Source organism: Bradyrhizobium sp. WSM1417 (genome assembly GCF_000515415.1).
GTDB lineage: Bacteria > Pseudomonadota > Alphaproteobacteria > Rhizobiales > Xanthobacteraceae > Bradyrhizobium.
Genome location: NZ_KI911783.1, coordinates 5,853,319 through 5,872,351, shown reverse-complemented (window position 1 = coordinate 5,872,351; position 19,033 = coordinate 5,853,319). Strand labels below are relative to the sequence as shown.

Here is a 19,033-nt window from a genome sequence, read left to right as displayed (position 1 = left end):
GTGGCTGGATCAGAAGTCCATGCCGCCCATGCCGCCGCCCGGGGGCATCGCCGGACCGGCGCCGCCCTTCTTGGGCAGCTCGGCGACCATGGCTTCCGTGGTGATCAAGAGAGCCGCAACCGAGGCTGCGTTCTGGATCGCGGTACGGACCACCTTGGTCGGGTCGATGATGCCCTTCTTGACGAGATCGACATATTCGCCGGTCTGGGAGTCGAAGCCGTAGGCGTACGACTTGTTCTCGAGGACCTTGCCGACGATCACGGAGCCGTCTTCACCGGCATTGATCGCGATCTGGCGAGCGGGGGCGGAGAGCGCCTTGCGCACGATCTCGACGCCGGTCTTCTGGTCGTCGTTCTTGGTGCGCAGGCCCTTGAGCTGCTCGGAGGCACGGAGCAGGGCGACGCCGCCGCCCGGGACGATGCCTTCTTCCACAGCCGCGCGGGTCGCATGCATCGCGTCATCAACGCGATCCTTGCGCTCCTTCACCTCGACCTCGGTCGCGCCGCCGACGCGGATCACCGCGACGCCGCCTGCGAGCTTGGCAAGACGCTCCTGGAGCTTCTCACGGTCGTAGTCCGAGGTGGTCTCCTCGATCTGCGCCTTGATCTGCGACACGCGCGCTTCGATGTCGGCCTTCTTGCCGGCGCCGTTGACGATCGTGGTGTTCTCCTTGTCGATCATCACCTTCTTGGCGCGACCGAGCATGTTGAGCGTGACGTTCTCGAGCTTGATGCCGAGATCTTCCGAGATCGCTTGGCCGCCGGTCAGGATCGCGATGTCCTGCAGCATGGCCTTGCGGCGATCGCCGAAGCCCGGAGCCTTGACGGCCGCGACCTTCAGGCCGCCACGGAGACGGTTCACGACCAGGGTCGCAAGCGCTTCGCCTTCGACGTCCTCGGCGACGATGACCAGCGGCTTGCCGGTCTGCACCACGGCCTCGAGCAGCGGCAGCAGCTCGTTCAGCGAGGAGAGCTTCTTCTCGTTGATGAGGATGTAGGCGTCGTCCATCTCAACGCGCATCTTGTCGGCGTTGGTGACGAAGTAGGGCGAGATGTAGCCGCGGTCGAACTGCATGCCCTCGACGACGTCGAGCTCGGTCTCGAGCGACTTGGCTTCCTCGACGGTGATGACACCCTCGTTGCCGACCTTCTTCATGGCGTCGGCGAGGAACTTGCCGATCTCCGCGTCACCGTTGGCCGAGATGGTGCCGACCTGGGCGATCTCGTCGTTCGAGGTGACCTTCTTGGAGTTCTTGACGAGGTCCGCAACGACGGCTTCGACCGCGAGGTCGATACCGCGCTTGAGGTCCATCGGGTTCATGCCGGCGGCAACCGACTTGGCGCCTTCGCGCACGATCGCCTGAGCCAGCACGGTGGCGGTGGTGGTGCCGTCGCCGGCCGCGTCAGCGGACTTGGAGGCGACTTCGCGCACCATCTGCGCGCCCATGTTCTCGAACTTGTCCTCGAGCTCGATCTCCTTGGCGACGGTGACGCCGTCCTTGGTGATGCGGGGAGCGCCGAACGACTTGTCGAGCACGACGTTGCGGCCCTTCGGACCGAGCGTGACCTTCACCGCGTTGGCGAGAATGTCGACGCCGCGAAGCATCTTGTCGCGCGCATCGACCGAGAATTTAACTTCTTTTGCTGCCATCTGGATTTTTTCCTTAGGTATTTAGCTGGATAAGAGAGGGGCGCTTAGGCCGCCTTCTTCTTGGAAGCGGGGACGTCGAGGACGCCCATGATGTCGCTTTCCTTCATGATCAGCAGATCGACGTTGTCGATCTTGACCTCAGTGCCGGACCACTTGCCGAACAGCACGCGGTCGCCGACCTTCAGGTCGATCGGGATCAGCTTGCCTGCTTCGTCGCGGCCACCCGGGCCCACGGCGACGATCTCGCCCTGCGAGGGCTTTTCCTTGGCCGTGTCGGGAATGATGATGCCGCCAGCGGTCTTCTCTTCTGCGTCGATGCGCTTGACCACGACGCGGTCGTGAAGCGGACGGAATTTCATGCAGTTCTCCTAAGCTTTTGGATTAGTAGGGAATTTTGGGTTGTTAGCAGTCTGCGCCCGCGAGTGCTAGCACAGGCACTGCTGAGATAGGGCAGGATTTTGGCGGGAGCAAGGGCTTGTAGCAGAAAAATAGCACTCGGAAGTGCCGCCTGCCAAAATCTCTTTCCATCGTTAATCGCGCTCGGCGCCCGTATTAGCACGGAGCCGCGTCTGCTGCTAACGCATTGAATTTCAACAGCTTGTTAAACTTTTGGGCTTGAGATGGATTGTCAGTTTGCGTCACATTTCACTCATGTGAGCGCATCTCCACCGGGTGGCTCGTAGGGCGCGTACCGGAAAGCCACCCCTTGAATATGCGCTCCTGCAAAGGAGGTTGGCATGGTCTCGCGAGTTGGGGTTGTTTCCGACGACTTCCGGAAACAGGTGCTGGGTTACGGGCTGACGACGGCCGAAATTCTCTACCGGATGCCGGATCATCGCTCGCTGCTCCAGACCTATGTCTGGCAGAACTACGACATGTTTCCGAAATTTCCGGCGCTGACGGATTTCCTGGCGTTCTGGCAGAAGAAGCTCGACGGTCCGCTGTTCTCGGTCACGGTCGCGCATTCCAAGCTGATCAAGCCGGCCGAGCTGCGCGCGGTCGACGGCGTATTCCGGCTGCATTGAAGGCGAGCGCGGTGCTGTGGGGTGGGTTACGCTGACGCTAACCCGTCCTATGATTTCGCATTCCGTGCTAACCTCTCCCCATAACAACAGGGGAGACCGCCCATGGCCAAGAAAGCAAAATCGCGTAGCGCATCGCAGGCGGCGGTGAAGAAGCGAAGCGGGGCCAAACCCGCAGCACGATCCACGGCGCGCAAGGCGGTGGAGGCGAAAGCTCGCGCGACACCGGCCAAGTCATCCGTAAAGTCATCCGTCAAGAAACCGGCGCGGCCCAAGCAGCGCATCGCCATCAGCCATCACCGTGAGGAAGACTTCAAGGCCGACGGTCTGCGCACCTACGCGAAATATCGCGATCTCGGCATCGCCGCCGCGAGCCACGGGCTGGCGCAAGCGCACGTGATCCGGCTGCAAGGCCCCTGCAATCCGGACGAGGTGTCGAAGCTGCACTTCCACGACGTCGAATTCCAGATGGTCTACGTGCTCAAGGGCTGGGTAAAGACCTATATGGACGGAGAGGGCGAGACGCTGATGAAAGAAGGCAGCGCCTGGACCCAGCCGCCGAAGATCAAGCACATGATCCTGGACTATTCGGACGACGTCGAGCTGCTGGAGGTGATCCTGCCGGCGGAGTTCAGGACGGTGGAGTTGAAGGCGTAGGCAAAGCGGAGATCAGCCGCCGTCGTTGCAATAGCGTTTCCACATCGCGCGATAGGCATCGTCCACCGCTTGCGCGTATGAGATTGGGTTGCCGGCGGCGGCAGCCCTGATCTGTCCGGGCAGTTCGCGGCGCAACTTATCGAGCTCGCCGATCTGCGACCCACGGCTCGCTGCGATTTCGACATAGGCCTCATCGCTATCCGCGACCCAGTCCGGCAGGCCCAGTGCGGCGAGGATGGAGCCGGCAGCACGGCTCGGCAGACTATGACCGAGCTTCGCCACGACCGGCACGCCCATCTGCAAGGCTTCCCACGTGCTGACGCCGCCATTCTGCGGGAATGGGTCGAGGCCAATATCGACGCGATTGAACGTCGCCAGATGTTCGTCTCGCGACGTGGCTCCGAGCAGATCGACGCGTTCGGCCGGCAGCCGGCAAGCCGCAAACCGCGCCAGCAGATTGTCGCGGACCAGCTGAGCATCCAGCGCAGTATCCTTGATCAGCAGTCGCGAACCCGCCACCCGCTCGAGAATCCTGGACCAGATTTCCACCGCCTCGTTTGAAATCTTGCTGATGCGGTTGAAGACACCGAATGTGATGAAGCCGTTCGCAATCGCCGGCGTCGGCGCCCGCGCAATCCCGGCCGGCAACGGCGCCAGCGTCACAAAGCACGGCAGGTCAACGATGGTCTCCGCAAACAGATGCCGAACCGCGGCAGGAATCGCGACCGGATCCGAGAACAGATAATCGATCGTTGGCAGCCCGGTGCCGGTGCCGTGGCCCCAGCCATGCACCTGAACTGGAGCCGGCTTGCGCGCAAACACACCGAGGCGGTTTCCACTGGTATGGCCGGACAGATCGATCAGGATATCGACACCATCGGCGCGGATCTGGGCGGCGAGGCGATCGTCGGACCATTGCGAGGCGTCGCGCCAGCGATTGGCGATCCCCTGAAATTCGCGGGTCGTCGCATCCGTTTTCGATGAACAAGCGTAGCACACGATCTCGAACTGTGCCCGATCATGGTGCTGCAGGACCGGCTTGAAAATGAACGCCGCCGAATGTGCATGAAAATCCGACGAGACATAACCCAGCACCAGACGGCGATCCGGATCGCGGCTGTTGTCATGTGGTCCCGCCGCTGCTGAGGCGATCTTCGCACCGATCTGCTCCCACCATACACGTCGCGCTTGCTGATGCTGCGCAACGCTGGCGTCGGCCATAAAGTCGAGGGTGAATATCTTGCTGGAGATCGTGCTCTGATCCGGCTCGATGTCGAGAGCTCTGTCGAAACTGGCGAGCGCTTCGTCGACCCGGCCAAGTGCCGCGAGACATTGGCCGAGCAGGCTGTGGGCCTGAGAGAAGCCGGGATCGGCCGCGAGAGCCTTCTCGCAATCGGACAAGGCTTCGGCAACTTGCCGGGTCAGGAGCAAGATGCTGGCCCGCCAGAGCCATCCATTCGCGTCGTCGGGTGCCAGGGCGATTGCGCGATTGCAATCCGCCATGGCTTCCTCGAATCGCTGAAGCTCCCGCAATGCAACGGCGCGGCTCGACAGCGCCGAGGCATAGTCAGGCTTGATCGATAGCGCGCGGTTTAAGCTTGCGACAGCCTCGTCATAGGCGCGCAGACGGCAGAGCGCCCAACCCCGGCCGTTATGGGCTTCGGAAAGTTTTCCGTCGATTGCGAGCGCCTTGTCGTAGCTCTCGAGCGCTTCCTGGTAGAGTTCAAGGGCCGCGCTTGCGTTACCGAGATTAGACAGGGCCAAGGCGTAGTTGGGTCGGAGGGCGAGGGCCTTTCGATAGCTCTCGCGGGCCTCATTGTGACGTTTTAACCCGTTGAGCGCGACGCCCAGGCTCATATGAGCTTCGGCAGATCGTGGATCCACGGCCACCGCTCGGCTCAGCAGAACTTGCGCTTGCTGATAGTTTTTGGCTTCAGCCTCCAAGGCGCCCAGCAAAATGAAGCGCGATGAATTGGTTGGGCGCGAGCTCCAGGAGTTCGCGATAGCCCGCCTTTGCCTCGCGCAAAAGTCCCGCCTTGTGCAGCTGGAGGGCGCGCGCGAGCAACGGCCCGACCTCGGCTTTTTGCCGTTTCTGAAGTCGGGCATTTTGAAATGCACGCTGGCCTGCGCTGTTGCTCATGAATCAATTCCACCCGAATCTCCTGAAGAGATTAACATGGAAGGATTGTCCGGATTGCGCTGCGCTCCATCGGAGCTGCGAGGGCACCAGCCTCACACAAGCTTCGCGGCGGATCGGTCCACTACCGCTCGAGATAGCCCAGTTCCGCGCTCATGACCTTGCGAGCGTATTCGCTGAAGGCATCGATCAACCGGGCGCGCGCGGCATAAGGTGGATAGAGCAGTGCGATCGTAACGGGGACAGCCGGGTTGAAGGGGCGCGTGATCAGAGCCGCGCCAGAGCTTTCGTCATGCGCGGCAATCGGGTTGATAATGCTGATGCCGAGGCCTGCGGCGACCAGGGCACAGACCGATGCGCCCAGATCGGTCTCCGCAACGATGCGGCGCGTGACGCCCGCCTGCGCGAAGATCGTATCGATGCGATCGTAGAGTGGGCTCCCCGTGGCGAAGGAGATGAAGGCCTCGTCGGCGAAATCGCCAGGGCGCAGCGTCTTCTTCTGCGCAAGACGATGCGTCTTCGGCATGATCGCGACGCAACGCGTCTTGAGCACCGGCTCGACATGCACCCCCGCAACCTCGCCGTAGAGCATTGCCAATCCGGTGTCGCAAAGCCCGGAACTGACCCAGTCGTGCACGGCGCTCGCCGTGCCGGATCGGATCGAGATCATCACATGCGGATAGTCCACCTTGAAGCGTGCCGCGATGCGTGTCAGCAGGCCGCCGGCCAGGCGCGGCATCGCCGCAACACTTAACCGACCCATGCCGAACGAGCGGATGCTGGCTGCGCTGGCCTCCAGTCCCGCCAGGCCGATGAAAGTCTTCTCGACCTCCTGGAAAAAGCGCGATCCATCCACCGTCGGGCGGAGGCGGCCGCCACTGCGGTCGAACAGCGGAAACTGCGTGATCGCTTCCAGCTGTCCGATCAGGCGGCTGATCTGGGGTTGCGAAGTATGCATGCGCTGAGCCGCCTGCGTCATCGATCCCGTCACGAAGACCGCCCGAAAAGCCTCCACATGCTTCAGACCCATGCGTCTGGTCGCCATATCAATTCCGTATAGGAGAGTATGAAACTGGAATTTCATCAGATCGGGCTTTTGGACGATAGTCCAGAGCACGGAGCTGTTCGCACGGAGCTGTCCTGGGGTTGCTCACCCGCCGTGGACGGCGTCACCGGCATTCGCGACAAGAGGGGGACATATGAAAGCGACGATGATCAAGGCACTGGCCGCGGGCAGGCTGGACAAGATCCGTGAGAGCGGCTCGATCACATTGGGGTACCCCGAGACCTCGGTGCCCTTCGCCTATCTCGACAGTAACCAGAAGCCGATCGGTTACACCGTGGAAATCTGTGAACAGGTGGTGCAGGCGATCAAGACGGCCCTCAAGCTTCCCAAGCTCGAGGTTCGCTACAACCCCATAACCTCGGCGACACGTATTCAGCTGCTCGCCAACGGTACGATCGATCTCGAATGCGGCAACACGACCAATAACATCGAGCGGCATAAACTCGTTGCCTTTGCCCCCACCACCTTCGTTGCGCAGGTCGTCCTCGTCGCGCGCAAGGATGGCGGCGTCGATGTCAACGACCCGGCTTCGTTTCGCGGCAAGGCCATCGCCGCCCAGGCCGGCGGTCAGACTTTCAAGGTGATTACGCTGATCAACGCCAGGGAAAATCTCAGCATCACGGTGGTGCCGGCCAAGGACACCGCCGAGACTTTCCTGTTGGTGTCGACGGGCCGGGTGGCCGGCACCGCCAACGATGACGGTCTCGCCTATGCCACGGTCGCCTCCTCCAGAACGCCGGATGACTTCCTGATCGGGAGCAAGAGTCTCGAGACGGCGCCCTATGGTATCGTCCAACCCAAGGATGATCCTGCTTTCAAAAAGATGGTCGACGAGGCCGTGATCGACCTGATGAAGAGCGGGCAGATTGCGGCGCTCTACGACAAATATTTCAATTCACCAATTCCACCGCATGGCCTCAACCTGAAATTCCCGATGAGCGCCGCCCTCAAGCGGGCGCTGGCCAACCCGACCGATTCCGGCGACCCGGCAGTCTACGAATGACGCGACAAGCGCTCTAAAGGTCTCGCAATGGCACAACAACACGACACGAGTCCGGCGGGCGCCGGGTTGCCACCCATCGACCTGCGCAGCGATACCGTCACCAAGCCGACCGAGGCGATGTATGCCCGCATGGCCTCTGCGCCGCTCGGCGATGACGGGCTGGACGGTGACCCCACGGTGCAGGAGCTGGAGGCCGTCGCGGCTGCGGCGTTGGGCAAGGACGCCGGCCTGTTTGTGCCGAGCTGCACCATGGCCAATCTGCTGGCGACGCTGGCGCAGTCCCAGCGCAGCGAACAGATCGTGCTGGAATCGAATGCTCATATGTACACCTCGGAACGAGGGGCGGCGACGTTTACGGGGCAGTTCTATCTCGCCATTGCCGGCACCGCCGGCGCAATGGACCTGAACTTGCTGGAGGATGCCCTGCAGGGCGAAGGGCTCAAGCTCGGGACCGCTCTTGTCGCAATGGAAACCTCGCACAACAACGCGAGCGGCGCCGTATTGCCGCTGGATCATATGCAGGCCGTGCACGCCATGGCCTCGGCCCGCGGTGTCCCGGTGCATCTCGACGGCGCGCGGCTGTTCAACGCCGCCGTCGCCCTTGAAACGGCGCCGGCCGAAATTGCGAGACATTGCGACACGGTTTCTCTGTGTTTGTCGAAGGGCCTGAGCGCACCCGCCGGTGCCGTGCTCGCCGGGCGACGCGCAGTGATCGACAGCAGCCGCAGGTTTCGTCGCATGCTGGGAGGTACGCAGCGTCAGATCGGCGTCCTGGCCGCGGCCGGCCTGGAGGCGGTTCAGGTCATGGGGACGCGTCTGGCGGAGGATCACCGGCGCGCGCGGGTCCTGAGTGATGCGTTGAACGGGATGCATCCAAAGATCAGCGCGACAATCCCGCAGACGAATATCGTGCAGGTTGATGTCTCTCTCTCCGGGCGCGACAGCGCCGTGTGGTCGGGGGCTCTCGAAAGGGCGGGCCTGAGGGCGAGGCCCTGGGGCAGGCGTCGATTGCGTTGCGTGACCCATCGCCATATCGACGATGCGGATATTGATCGCGCGGTCATGGCATTTCGCACCGTGGCTGGAGTTTTGGCTTAGAGAGGGCTTACTCAGCACTCCCACAATCAGCCGATCGTTAGAAGGCGCCCGATCCGTGAAACCGCGCAGTTACCAAACGGATGGCTTCAGCCGTCCGCAGGGCGGGCGGTAACCAGTCGAAAATACCTCTCGCATCAACTCAAGGCTGTGAAAATGCGGGAAATGTTTTCATGGCGACAAACACTTTTGGCCGACGCGGCGTCGTAGCGCCTTCTCCAAGAGGATCATTTCAACCGCGCCGCTTCAACCCGTCGCCGCACCGATCGCTCCCCGGCCCCTGCCCAGTGAAGGGACGCTTTTGGGCGATAACAAGCTTCTGGCCGATATCCCTTTCCTCACCATCGGCCTGATTTTCTGTCTGCTCCTGATCTACGCTCTGCAACGCAGTCTCGCCATGGACATTGGGCCGGACGGCTCGCTCGATGTCCGTTCGCTGATCGCTCAGGGCGCGTCCGGCTACGATCTGGTTGTCGGAAGGAACGAGTGGTGGCGGATCGGCCTTGCGCCGCTTCTGCATGGCAGCAATGGGCACCTCATAGGCAACTGCGTTGCGCTGTTCATCGTCGGCGTCAGGCTGGAGAGCCTGATCGGTCGTGGCTGGTTTTCGCTGATCTTCGTCGCCAGTGCAGTGGCCGGGGAGGCCGGCTCGCTTCTGGGCAACGGCCCCGGCACGGTGAGCGTCGGTGCGTCCGGCGCCATTACCGGGCTCATCGCGGCGCTGTTCGTCGCGAGCTTCGAGCCAGAGGCGGACGCCGAGCAAACAATGTCGAGACTGAAGACGTCGCTCTTCTTTGGTGTTCCCGCTCTGCTGCCGCTTGCCTTTGGAGCCTCCGGCAATGTCAACTATTTTGCCCATGCAGGTGGTGCGCTGGCCGGCGGTGCGCTTGCCATCGTGCCGTGGCTCGCCTTCTGGTCCTATGACAGCCTGCCGCGGAGCACCGGCATGGTGTTGCTCGGAGGATTCGTCGGATCTCTGATCTGCGCCGGCTTCGCCGCCGCTCATTATTCGTCCTATATGGCTGATGCCGTGCAGTATATCCGCGTATCGGAAGTGCCGCCGAGCGCTGGCGAGATGACGAGCCGGTCTTCAGATCTCGTCACCCGCTATCCGAAAGACCCGCGGGCTCATCTGTTCCGTGCGGTCTTCTTCCTTGAAAAAGCGAACCTCAGTGCCGCTGAAACAGAAGCGCGAACTGCCATGTCGCTCGCCGCTTCGGATGTCGCGGGTGGACCGGTGCGCATCGGGGCGCAGGGCTTGATGGCGGTGTTGCTGTGGGCGCAGGGACGAAACGGTGAGGCGAAGGCCATGGCGGTCGAGCCGTGCCGTGCCAAGCTGCCTGAGGTGCGGCGTATATTGCAGAAGTCGAAGTTGTGCGGTCGACCGGAGTGACGAGCGGAGAGAGCTAGCTCAACACCCCCACCACTGCTCCCATCAGACACGTCGTCAGCGTTCCCGACACGATCGACTTCAGCCCGAGCGCATTGATTTCCTCGCGCCGCTCCGGCGCCATCACGCCGAGACCGCCGATCATGATGCCGAGGCTGGCGAAATTGGCGAAGCCGCACATCGCGTAGAGCATGATCAGGCGCGAGCGCGGATCGAGCGTGCCGGGCGGCAGCTTCGAGAAGTCGACATAGGCGATCAGCTCGTTGAGCACGGTTTTCGTGCCCATCAGGCCGCCGGCGGTGATCGCCTGGTCCCACGGCAATCCCATCAGCCAGCACACCGGCGCCATCACGAGGCCGAGCAGGCGCTGCAACGAGATCGCGGCGCCGCCGATATCAGGCAGCAGGCCAAGGATCGCATTGACGAGGTAGACCAGCGCCACCAGCACCAGCAGCATTGCGACGATGTTGATCAGCAGCTCGATCCCCGCGCCGGTCCCTTTCACGATCGCATCCGTCGTGCCGGAGAATTCCATGTCGGGATCTTCCAGTGCGCCGCCGGTGCGCTTGTCGGATGTCTCGGGCACCATGATCAGGCTAACCAGGATCGCGGCCGGCGCGCCCAGCACCGAGGCGATGACGAAATGCGCCGCTGCGTCGGGAATGAGGGGAGCAAGGAGCGTCGCATACAGCACCAGCACCGTGCCGGCGATGCCGGCCATGCCACCGGTCATCACCAGGAATAACTCGCTGCGGGTCATCCGCGCGAGATAAGGCCGCACGAACAGCGGCGCCTCGACCATGCCGAGAAAGATGTTGGCGGCTGTCGAGAGTCCGACCGCGCCGCCGACGCCGAGCGTCCGCTCCAGCAGCCAGGCCATGCCGCGCACGACCGGCGGCAGCACGCGCCAATAGAACAAGAGCGTCGTCAGCACGCTCATGACCAGCACGATCGGCAGCGCCTGAAACGCCAGGACGAAATCGGCACCCGGTGCTTTCAGGTCGAAGGGCAGGGGACCGCCGCCGACATAGCCGAACACGAATGAGGAGCCGGCGCGCGAGGCCGCCGAGATCGCGCCCACGGCGTCGTTGATGGCACCGAAGGCGCGCGCGACGACAGGCACCTTCAGCAGAACGATCGCGGTGACGAAGGTGGCGACGAGGCCGATCGCCGCCTGGCGCAGCGAGGCCGCGCGGCGGTTCTCGCTCAGGACCAAGGCGATCAACAGCAATGCGAAAACGCCGAGTGCCGATTGCAGCCGCAGCATGATGTCCCCAAACCCCGATGATTATGGCCACCCCTGCGTTGCAAACGCAATGCCGGGAGATTGTCGGAGCCTCCCGCTGTTGACAAGCAGGTCCGCGTCAGCCACCCGGAGCAAGTCGACATCATGAGCCGGATAGTCCGAGCGTGACCGAAGAGGCGATGCCAGACCAGCCAATATCGAGAAACCCGCCGGTCAGTGCCCGGGCGCTCCTCTCCCATCGCGCCTTCCTGTTCTTTCTGCTCTCGCGCAGCCTGTCGCGATTCTCCAGCCAGATCGCGGCGGTCGCGATCGGCTGGCAGATCTACGACCTCACCGGCTCGGCCTTCGACCTCGGCATGGTCGGTCTCGTGCAGTTCTTGCCCACGGCACTGCTGGTGTTCGTCGCAGGCCATGCCGCCGATCGCTACGAGCGCAAGCGCGTGGTTCAGCTCTGCCAGTTGGTGGAGGCGGCGACTGCACTCTATCTCGGAATCATCACTTATCTCGGGGTGGTCAGCGAAGTTCAGATTTTCCTGGCCACCTTCGTGCTCGGCATTGCCGGAGCCTTCGAAAGTCCGACCACTGCCGCGCTGCTGCCGGCGATTGCGCCGCAGGGCTCGCTCCAGCGCGCCACCGCCGTCTCCAGCGGTGCGGCGCAGGTCGCGACCATCACAGGGCCGGCGCTCGGCGGTTTTGCCTACGCGGTCGCGCCGCATCTTGCCTACGCGGTGATGGTGCTGTTCTGGATCTTTGGGATGATCTTGACCGGCTTCATCCGCCCGCGCCCGCAGGCGATCGCCAAGGATATGGCGGGAGCCGACAATATCTTCGCCGGCGTCCGCTTCATTCGCAGCAATCCGGCGATCCTCGGCACCATCTCGCTCGATCTGTTCGCGGTGCTGTTCGGCGGCGTCACCGCGCTTCTGCCGATCTATGCCCGCGACATCCTCCAGACTGGTCCGATGGGACTCGGAATCCTCCGCGCCGCGCCCGCGGTCGGCGCGCTGCTGATGACCATGGTGCTGGCCCGTCACGCCATTTCGCGGCATGTGGGCCTGCGCATGTTTCAGGCCGTGATCGTGTTCGGCGTCGCAACGGTCGTGTTCGCGCTGTCGTCCTGGATGTGGCTGTCGGTGCTCGCGCTCGCCGTTCTCGGCGCGGCCGATACGATCAGCGTCGTGATCCGTTTCTCGCTGGTGCAACTCGCGACCCCCGACGAGATGCGCGGCCGGGTCGGTGCGGTGAACTTCCTCTTCATCAACGCCTCCAACCAGCTCGGCCAGTTCGAGAGCGGGGTTGCAGCCGCACTGTTCGGCGCCATGCCGGCAGCCGTGCTGGGCGGCGTCTGCACGGTCGCGGTGGCGCTGCTGTGGATGAAGCTGTTTCCGAGCCTTCGGCAGGTGGAGAGGCTGGAGTAGGGACTCTTCGCCTCTCCCCGCTTGCGGGGAGAGGCCGGAATTCGCGCGTAGCGCGGATTCCGGGTGAGGGGGACTCTCCGCGAGTCTAGTTGCTACCGTGATTTGCTGAAGCAGCCCCTCACCCCAACCCTCTCCCCGTAAGAACGGGGAGAGGGCGAAGGAGAGAGCTTTGCGCGCAATGACGACTGCGGAAATACCGTAGATGAATCAATAGGGCGCCTACTGTGCATGGGGTTGTTTTCGCGTTTGTTGTTCAGCCCCGTCCCACGAACGGCATCTTGGTGGCCATGACGGTCATGGTCAGCACGTTGGCGTCGAGCGGCAGGCCGGCCATGTAGGCGACGGCGTCGCCGACCGCTTTCGCATCCATGCGCGGCTCCTGCTTCGACGTGCCGTCGGGCTGCAGCACGCCGGGGCCGTTGACCATGCGGTCGGTCATGGGCGTTGCGGCATTGCCGATGTCGACCTGGCCGACCGCGATGTCGTACATGCGCCCGTCGAGGTTAGACGCCTTGGTGAGGCCGGTGATGGCGTGCTTGGTCGAGGTATAGGCAGCCGAGAATGGCCGCGGCGCATGCGCCGAGATCGAGCCGTTGTTGATGATGCGGCCGCCGCGCGGGGTCTGGTCCTTCATGATGCGGAAGGCGTGCTGGGTGCACAGGAACGGTCCGGTGAGGTTGGTGTTCACCACCGCCTGCCACTGCTCGAGGCTGAGATCCTCGAAATTCACCGGCGGTGCGCCCATCCCGGCATTGTTGAAGAGCACGTCGAGCCGGCCATAGGTGGCCTTGACCTTGTCGAACAGTGCGGCGATCGAGTCCGGCTTGGTCATGTCGGCGGTGACGCAGAGGCTCTTTCCGGCGGGGCCGAGCTTGGCCGTCTCCTCGAGCATCTCGGGCCGGCGCCCGACGAGCACCACGGTGAAGCCTGTGTTCATCAGCGCCAGTGACGCCGCGCGCCCGACTCCAGTGCCGGCGCCCGTCACCACTGCGATCTTTTTCGCTTCACTCATCGTTTCCTGCCTTTTCTCTTGAGCTGTCAGGTTTTGGATTCTTTTTCGTTCTTGTAGGGCGGCCGCGGAATGTTCTGGTGCGCGGCGCGCAAGGCCGCCGACCAGCGCGAGCGCAAATCGTGGAAATAGGGCTCGCCCGCCTCGATACGGTGGTTGAGATCGGCCTCACAGGCGTCGGCGCGCACCACCAGCACGTCGATCGGCAGGCCGACGCCGAGATTCGAGCGCATGGTCGAATCCATCGAGATCAGCCCGGTCTTCAGCGCCTCGTAGAGTTCGACGTCGTAATGCATGGCGCGGTCGAGCACCGGCTTGCCGTATTTGTGCTCGCCGATCTGCAGATAGGGTGTATCGGTGGTGCATTCGATGAAATTGCCGGCGGTGTAGACCATGAACAGGCGCATGCGCGCGCCGCTGATCTGGCCGCCGAACAGGAAGGAGACGTCGAACGACACGTCCTCGGATTTGAGCGCCGGCCCTTCGGTCGCGTGCACGGCCCGGATCGCCCGGCCAATGCGCTGGGCGGCCTGGAACATGGTCGGCGCATTCATCAGCGTCTCGATCTCACCCGTGTTGGGGTCTTCGAGGCCCTCAGTCAGCGTCGAGAGCACCGATTGGCTGACGGCGAGGTTGCCGGCGCTGGCGATCGCCATGATGCGGTCGCCGGGTTTGGAGAAGATGTGAAGCTTGCGGAAGGTCGAGACGTTGTCGAGGCCCGCATTGGTGCGCGTGTCGGCGATCATCACCAGACCGTCCCGAACCAGAATTCCGCAACAATAGGTCATTTCCAGTCCCCGAACGCGTTTGCGCCGAATTACTAGCCAATTTCAAGGGCCGCTCCAACCCCCGATTGCCGCGGGGCGGCAGGGTGAAGCTGTGCGCGGGCGAGGGGCTTGCGTGGCGTGGTTCAGCTCTGCCGCTGGGACTGCGATTGCGACTGGCCGCCGCGGCCGGCCTGCTCGACCTTGACTGTCACCGACAGCGTCTCCGCGCCGCCGCCATAGCGGGTGCCGCGCACGGGGGCGGCGCCGAGATAATCGAGGCCGATCGCGACGCGGACATGGGCGTCGGTGGCGCAGATGCTGTTGGCGGGATCGAAGCCGACCCAGCCGAGACCGTCGACATAGGCCTCCGCCCAGGCATGGCCCGCGTCCTGATGCACCGTGCCGTCGGAGCGCAGGAAATGGCCGGAGACGAAGCGCGCCGGCACGCCTCCGCTGCGGGCGCAGGCGATGAAGATGTGCGCGTAGTCCTGGCAGACGCCGCGCTTGAGCGTGAACGCTTCCGCCGCCGACGTGCCGCTGTTGGTCGGGTCCTCGTCGAAGGTCATGTGATCGCTGATTTGCGTCATCAGCGTGTGCAGGAAGCCGAGCGTGTCGCTCTCGGCCTCGCTGCGCAGCTGGCGCGCGACCGCATTCATCGCCGGATTGACCGTGGTAAGGTCGGTGGCGCGCAAGAACATGCCGGCCGGAAAGCGCTCGTCGGCGCCGCGCAGAACGCCACCGGTGTCGTGGGTCTCGATCAGGCCCTCGGCGGTGATCTTGATGTCGCCGACGGGTCCGCAGGACAGCACATGGGTGACGTTGCCGAACGCGTCCTCATGGGTGTCGAGCTTGGTATCGGTCGACACGTCGATCTGCCACTCCGCCACATATTGCCCGTCATGGCTGCCGGGTGTCATGCGCAGGATCTGGATGACGCTCGTGGCCTGCGGCTCGTAGCGATAGGTTGTGGTGTGCAGGATTCGCAGGCGCATGGTGGACCGTGAAGTTAGTGGTTAGGCCCGACTGCCGCCGCAAAGAAGCTCGTCATGCCCGGGCTTGTCCCGGGCATCCACGATCTTCTTCGCACGCGAAAGCAAGAACGTAGATAGCCGGGACAAGCCCGGCCATGACGATATCCCGTTTTCATCAGTCGGGGGACATCAGATCAAATACTGCTTCGTGATGATTTCGCCCAGTCTGGAATTGTCCGAGATGAATTCCTGAATGAATTCATGCACGCCGTGCTGGAAAATGTCGTTCATATTGCTGTGTTCCAGCCGGTTGCGGATGCCGCGGGCATGGCGCTGGGCTGGGCCCTGGCGGCCATAGGCGACCCCGATCTGATCGAGATTGCGCACGAGATTGCCGTAGCAGCTTGCGAGCGAACGCGGCAGCGAATCGTTGAGGATGAGCAAATCCGCGATGAGCCAGGGTTTCAGCGTCTCGCGATAGACCCAGTGATAGGCCGTCAGCGCCGAAACCGAGCGCAGGATCGAGGTCCACTGGTAGAAATCGAGCGGGCCGCCGATATGCTCCTCCTCGGGCAGCAGCACATGGTATTTCACGTCGAGAATGCGCGCGGTGTTGTCGGCGCGTTCGAGATGCAGGCCCATCCGCGAAAACCAGTAGGCGTCGTTGCGCAACATGGTCCGGTAGGCCGAGCCGTCGAAACGCAGCGAGGTCTCCTGCACGAAGCGCAGGAACTTCGCGAGGTCCTCGCGCGTGGAGGTCCCTCTGCTCCAGACTTCCTGCAATTCGATCCAGGCCGAGTTGATGGTGTCCCACATCTCGCTCGTCAGCGCTGTGCGCACCGAGCGCGAATTCAGCCGCGCCGCCTCGATGCAATTCCTGATCGAGGACGGATTGTCCGCCGAGAACGAGAGATAATCGACGACGTTACGTTCGTTGGCTTCTTCGTACTGCTGATAGAAGCTTGCGGCGACGCCGGCAGTCAAAAGCGCCGAGTCCCATTCGTTGGTCTTGCCGATATAGGCGGCGGGAAGCGCGGTGACGCGCAGCGTTGCATCGATGGTGCGCGCGAGATACTCGGCCCGTTCGACATAGCGGGCGAGCCAATAGAGGTTTTCGGCGGTACGCGACAGCATCTCTCTACTCGTCCAGGATCCAGGTATCTTTGGTGCCGCCGCCCTGGCTCGAATTCACCACCAGGGAGCCTTCCTTCAGGGCGACGCGTGTCAACCCGCCGGGCACGATCGTCGTGCTCTTGCTGCCGGTGAGCACGAACGGTCGCAGGTCGACGTGGCGCGGCGCGAGGCCGGATGCCGTGCAGGTCGGGCAGGTCGAGAGCGCCAGCGTCGGCTGCGCAATGAAGCCTTCGGGCTCGCGCTTGAGCTTTTCGCGGAAGGCTTCAATCGTCGCCTTGGTCGCGGCAGGTCCGATCAGCATGCCGTAGCCGCCGGAGCCGTGCACCTCCTTCACGACGAGTTCGCTCAGATGGTCCAGCACATAGGCGAGGTCCTTCGGCTCGCGGCAGCGCCAGGTCTGCACGTTCTTCAGGATCGGCTCCTCGCCGAGATAGAATTTTACGATGTCCGGCATGTAGGAGTAGATCGCCTTGTCGTCGGCGATGCCGGTGCCGACGGCGTTGGCGAGCGTGATGTTGCCGGCCGCATAGGCCGACATCAGCCCGGGCACGCCGAGCGCGGAGTCGGGGCGGAAGGTGAGGGGATCGAGGTAGTCGTCGTCGACGCGGCGGTAGATCACGTCGACCCGTTTCACGCCCTCGGTCGTCCGCATGAACACTTCGTTGTTCTTGACGATGAGATCGCGGCCCTCGACCAGCTCGATACCGAGCTTGTCGGCGAGGAAGGAGTGCTCGTAATAAGCCGAGTTGTAGACGCCCGGCGTGAGCAACGCGACGGTCGGCTCGCCGGAGGCGCTTTGCGGCGCCACCGAGCGCAGGGCCGATAGCAACTCGTCCGGATAGCGTTCGACCGGAGCCACCCTGTGGCGGGCGAACAGGTCCGGAAACAGCCGCATCATGATCTCGCGATTTTCCAGCATGTAGGACACGCCGGAGGGCGTACGCGCATTGTCCTCCAGCACGATGAAGTCCTCGGCATCGACCCGGACGATGTCGATGCCGGCAATGTGCACGTAGACGTCGTGCGGCACCTGCTGGCCGTTCATTTCGGGACGGAAGACCGGGTTCTGAAAGATGAGGTCGTCGGGTACGATCTCGGCGCGGAGGATGTCGCGGCCGTGATAGATGTCGCGCAGGAACATGTTGAGCGCGCGCACGCGCTGCTTCAGGCCCTTCTCCAGCAGCGACCATTCCTTGCCGGACATGATCCGCGGGATCACGTCGAAGGGGATCAGGCGCTCCGTGGACTCAGAGTCCCCATAGACCGCGAAGGTAATGCCGATGCGGCGGAACAGGAGCTCGGCCTCCTGGCGTCGATATTCGAGCGCCTCGGGAGGCGTCTCCTTGAGCCAGCGCGCCAGCTCCTGATAGGCAGGGCGAAGGTCCCCACCGGGAATATTCATTTCATCAAACGCGACTGCCATAGATCCCGACTTGTCTCCGCAAGGCGTTGCGCCATTCGACAGGCCGCGAGGCCCTGGTGAAGACCGCAACGTCCTGGCCATGCGGCAAGAGTGCATGACTTTCATGCGGTAGCAAGGGCCGGGCCAGCGCGATAAAGCATGGGGAGAGGACATTTGCCGGGGATGGCCGGCGGCTTGCCTGAAAAAATGGCTGAGGACTGCTTATTTCGGCAGCAAAACCGCGTGACTTCAACGCGTTACCTCGGCAAAGTCGGACTGATAGGTGAGGGACTTGAGGTATGAGCGAGATCGTCACGGCGGGTATTCTGGTCATTGGGGACGAAATCCTGTCCGGCCGGACCAAGGACAAGAACATCGGCTTCATCGCCGAATACCTGACCAATATCGGCATCGACCTGAAGGAGGTCCGGGTTGTCTCCGACGACGAGCCCGACATCATTGCCGCGTTGGATGCGCTGCGGCATCGCTACACCTATGTCTTCACCACCGGCGGCATCGGGCCGACCCATGATGACATCACCGCCGACAGCGTCGCCAAGGCGTTCGGCGTCGGCATCGACCATCATCCGGAGGTGGTCGCCCGTTTCCGCGAGCGCTGGAGCGAGCAGGACCTCAATGAGGCCCGGTTGCGCATGGCCCGCATTCCCGATGGTGCCGAGTTGATCCAGAGCGCCACCATCCTCGCCCCCGGCTTCAAGATCGGCAATGTCATCGTGATGGCGGGCGTGCCGTCGATCATGCAGGCGATGATGGACATCGTCTCGCCCAAGCTGAAATCGGGCGTCCGCATGCTCTCCGAATCGGTCCGCGCCAATGCGCGGGAAGGCGACATCGGCAGCCCCTTGCGGGCGATCGCCGCCGCTCATCCCGACACCATCATCGGCAGCTATCCCTTCATGGATGAAGAGCAGAAGCCGAACACCAATCTGGTGGTGCGCTCGCGCGATGCGGACAAGCTCGCAGCCGCAATGGCGGCGGTGAAGGAAATGCTGGCGGGATTGAATATCACCCGCTAGCAACCTAGCTGCCGGCAGACGAAGCAGGA

At 63.1% G+C, this 19,033-nt stretch carries 18 protein-coding genes; 7 read left to right on the top strand and 11 right to left on the bottom strand.

The annotated features are described in order from the left end of the window. Positions 1–9 precede the first annotated feature (9 nt). Positions 10–1,650, bottom strand: coding sequence for a chaperonin GroEL (gene groL, locus BRA1417_RS0128880; protein WP_027518761.1), 1,641 nt, complete (start codon positions 1,648–1,650; stop codon positions 10–12). Positions 1,651–1,694: 44 nt separating this feature from the next. After that, positions 1,695–2,009 (bottom strand): co-chaperone GroES, encoded by a 315-nt coding sequence (locus tag BRA1417_RS0128875; protein ID WP_027518760.1) that lies wholly within the window; start codon positions 2,007–2,009, stop codon positions 1,695–1,697. Between the two features lie 378 nt (positions 2,010–2,387). On the opposite strand from BRA1417_RS0128875, the gene BRA1417_RS0128870 reads away from it, so the two are divergent. Both BRA1417_RS0128870 and BRA1417_RS0128865 read left to right on the top strand, forming a co-directional pair. Beyond that, a complete protein-coding gene (locus BRA1417_RS0128870) occupies positions 2,388–2,675 on the top strand; it encodes an usg protein (RefSeq protein WP_007602477.1) in 288 nt (95 codons plus the stop codon). A 102-nt stretch (positions 2,676–2,777) separates the two neighbouring features. Next, positions 2,778–3,329 carry a cupin domain-containing protein gene (locus BRA1417_RS0128865; RefSeq protein WP_027518759.1) on the top strand — a complete coding sequence of 184 codons (552 nt, stop codon included), beginning with the start codon at positions 2,778–2,780 and terminating at the stop codon, positions 3,327–3,329. A 12-nt stretch (positions 3,330–3,341) separates the two neighbouring features. Here the strand turns inward: BRA1417_RS0128865 and BRA1417_RS40965 are convergent, their stop codons facing one another. The 3 genes from BRA1417_RS40965 to BRA1417_RS0128855 all read right to left on the bottom strand — a co-directional run bounded on the left by BRA1417_RS40965 (position 3,342) and on the right by BRA1417_RS0128855 (position 6,511). Beyond that, positions 3,342–5,273, bottom strand: a complete 1,932-nt coding sequence (locus BRA1417_RS40965; protein ID WP_245286284.1) for a tetratricopeptide repeat protein — start codon at positions 5,271–5,273, stop codon at positions 3,342–3,344. After that, complete coding sequence (locus BRA1417_RS45740; protein ID WP_245286283.1) at positions 5,263–5,469, bottom strand: hypothetical protein; 207 nt, start codon at positions 5,467–5,469, stop codon at positions 5,263–5,265. The genes BRA1417_RS40965 and BRA1417_RS45740 overlap by 11 nt, the downstream gene beginning before the upstream one ends. Before the next feature lie 121 nt (positions 5,470–5,590). Then, positions 5,591–6,511 (bottom strand): LysR substrate-binding domain-containing protein, encoded by a 921-nt coding sequence (locus tag BRA1417_RS0128855; protein ID WP_027518758.1) that lies wholly within the window; start codon positions 6,509–6,511, stop codon positions 5,591–5,593. A gap of 154 nt (positions 6,512–6,665) precedes the next feature. On the opposite strand from BRA1417_RS0128855, the gene BRA1417_RS0128850 reads away from it, so the two are divergent. The 3 genes from BRA1417_RS0128850 (at position 6,666) to BRA1417_RS0128840 (ending at position 10,023) form a co-directional block, all read left to right on the top strand. Continuing rightward, on the top strand, positions 6,666–7,535 hold the full coding sequence (locus BRA1417_RS0128850) for an amino acid ABC transporter substrate-binding protein (protein WP_027518757.1): 870 nt from the start codon (positions 6,666–6,668) through the stop codon (positions 7,533–7,535). Positions 7,536–7,562: 27 nt separating this feature from the next. Then, a complete protein-coding gene (locus BRA1417_RS0128845) occupies positions 7,563–8,633 on the top strand; it encodes a low specificity L-threonine aldolase (RefSeq protein WP_027518756.1) in 1,071 nt (356 codons plus the stop codon). A 298-nt stretch (positions 8,634–8,931) separates the two neighbouring features. Continuing rightward, positions 8,932–10,023, top strand: coding sequence for a rhomboid family intramembrane serine protease (locus BRA1417_RS0128840; protein WP_245286282.1), 1,092 nt, complete (start codon positions 8,932–8,934; stop codon positions 10,021–10,023). Positions 10,024–10,036: 13 nt separating this feature from the next. Here BRA1417_RS0128840 and BRA1417_RS0128835 read toward each other — a convergent pair whose 3' ends face one another. Then, complete coding sequence (locus tag BRA1417_RS0128835; RefSeq protein WP_027518754.1) at positions 10,037–11,287, bottom strand: NupC/NupG family nucleoside CNT transporter; 1,251 nt, start codon at positions 11,285–11,287, stop codon at positions 10,037–10,039. A 158-nt stretch (positions 11,288–11,445) separates the two neighbouring features. Here BRA1417_RS0128835 and BRA1417_RS0128830 point away from each other — a divergent pair, with 158 nt between their 5' ends. Continuing rightward, positions 11,446–12,684, top strand: coding sequence for an MFS transporter (locus BRA1417_RS0128830; RefSeq protein ID WP_035969574.1), 1,239 nt, complete (start codon positions 11,446–11,448; stop codon positions 12,682–12,684). 253 nt (positions 12,685–12,937) lie between these two features. On the opposite strand, the gene BRA1417_RS0128825 is transcribed toward BRA1417_RS0128830, so the two are convergent. From BRA1417_RS0128825 to BRA1417_RS0128805, 5 genes are all read right to left on the bottom strand, one after another. Then, positions 12,938–13,696: an SDR family oxidoreductase gene (locus BRA1417_RS0128825; RefSeq protein ID WP_018455301.1), complete on the bottom strand. Its 759-nt coding sequence runs from the start codon at positions 13,694–13,696 to the stop codon at positions 12,938–12,940. A 26-nt stretch (positions 13,697–13,722) separates the two neighbouring features. Next, entirely contained in the window at positions 13,723–14,481 is a 759-nt protein-coding gene (locus BRA1417_RS0128820; protein ID WP_027518752.1) for a proteasome-type protease, read from the bottom strand. A gap of 122 nt (positions 14,482–14,603) precedes the next feature. After that, positions 14,604–15,452 carry a transglutaminase family protein gene (locus BRA1417_RS0128815; protein ID WP_027518751.1) on the bottom strand — a complete coding sequence of 283 codons (849 nt, stop codon included), beginning with the start codon at positions 15,450–15,452 and terminating at the stop codon, positions 14,604–14,606. A 168-nt stretch (positions 15,453–15,620) separates the two neighbouring features. Continuing rightward, the gene (locus tag BRA1417_RS0128810) at positions 15,621–16,565 is read right to left on the bottom strand and encodes an alpha-E domain-containing protein (RefSeq protein ID WP_027518750.1); all 945 of its coding nucleotides are present in this window, start codon (positions 16,563–16,565) and stop codon (positions 15,621–15,623) included. Between the two features lie 4 nt (positions 16,566–16,569). Next, complete coding sequence (locus tag BRA1417_RS0128805) at positions 16,570–17,988, bottom strand: circularly permuted type 2 ATP-grasp protein (protein ID WP_027518749.1); 1,419 nt, start codon at positions 17,986–17,988, stop codon at positions 16,570–16,572. Positions 17,989–18,266: 278 nt separating this feature from the next. On the opposite strand from BRA1417_RS0128805, the gene BRA1417_RS0128800 reads away from it, so the two are divergent. Next, the gene (locus BRA1417_RS0128800) at positions 18,267–19,004 is read left to right on the top strand and encodes a molybdopterin-binding protein (protein ID WP_027518748.1); all 738 of its coding nucleotides are present in this window, start codon (positions 18,267–18,269) and stop codon (positions 19,002–19,004) included. The last annotated feature ends 29 nt before the right edge of the window (positions 19,005–19,033 follow it).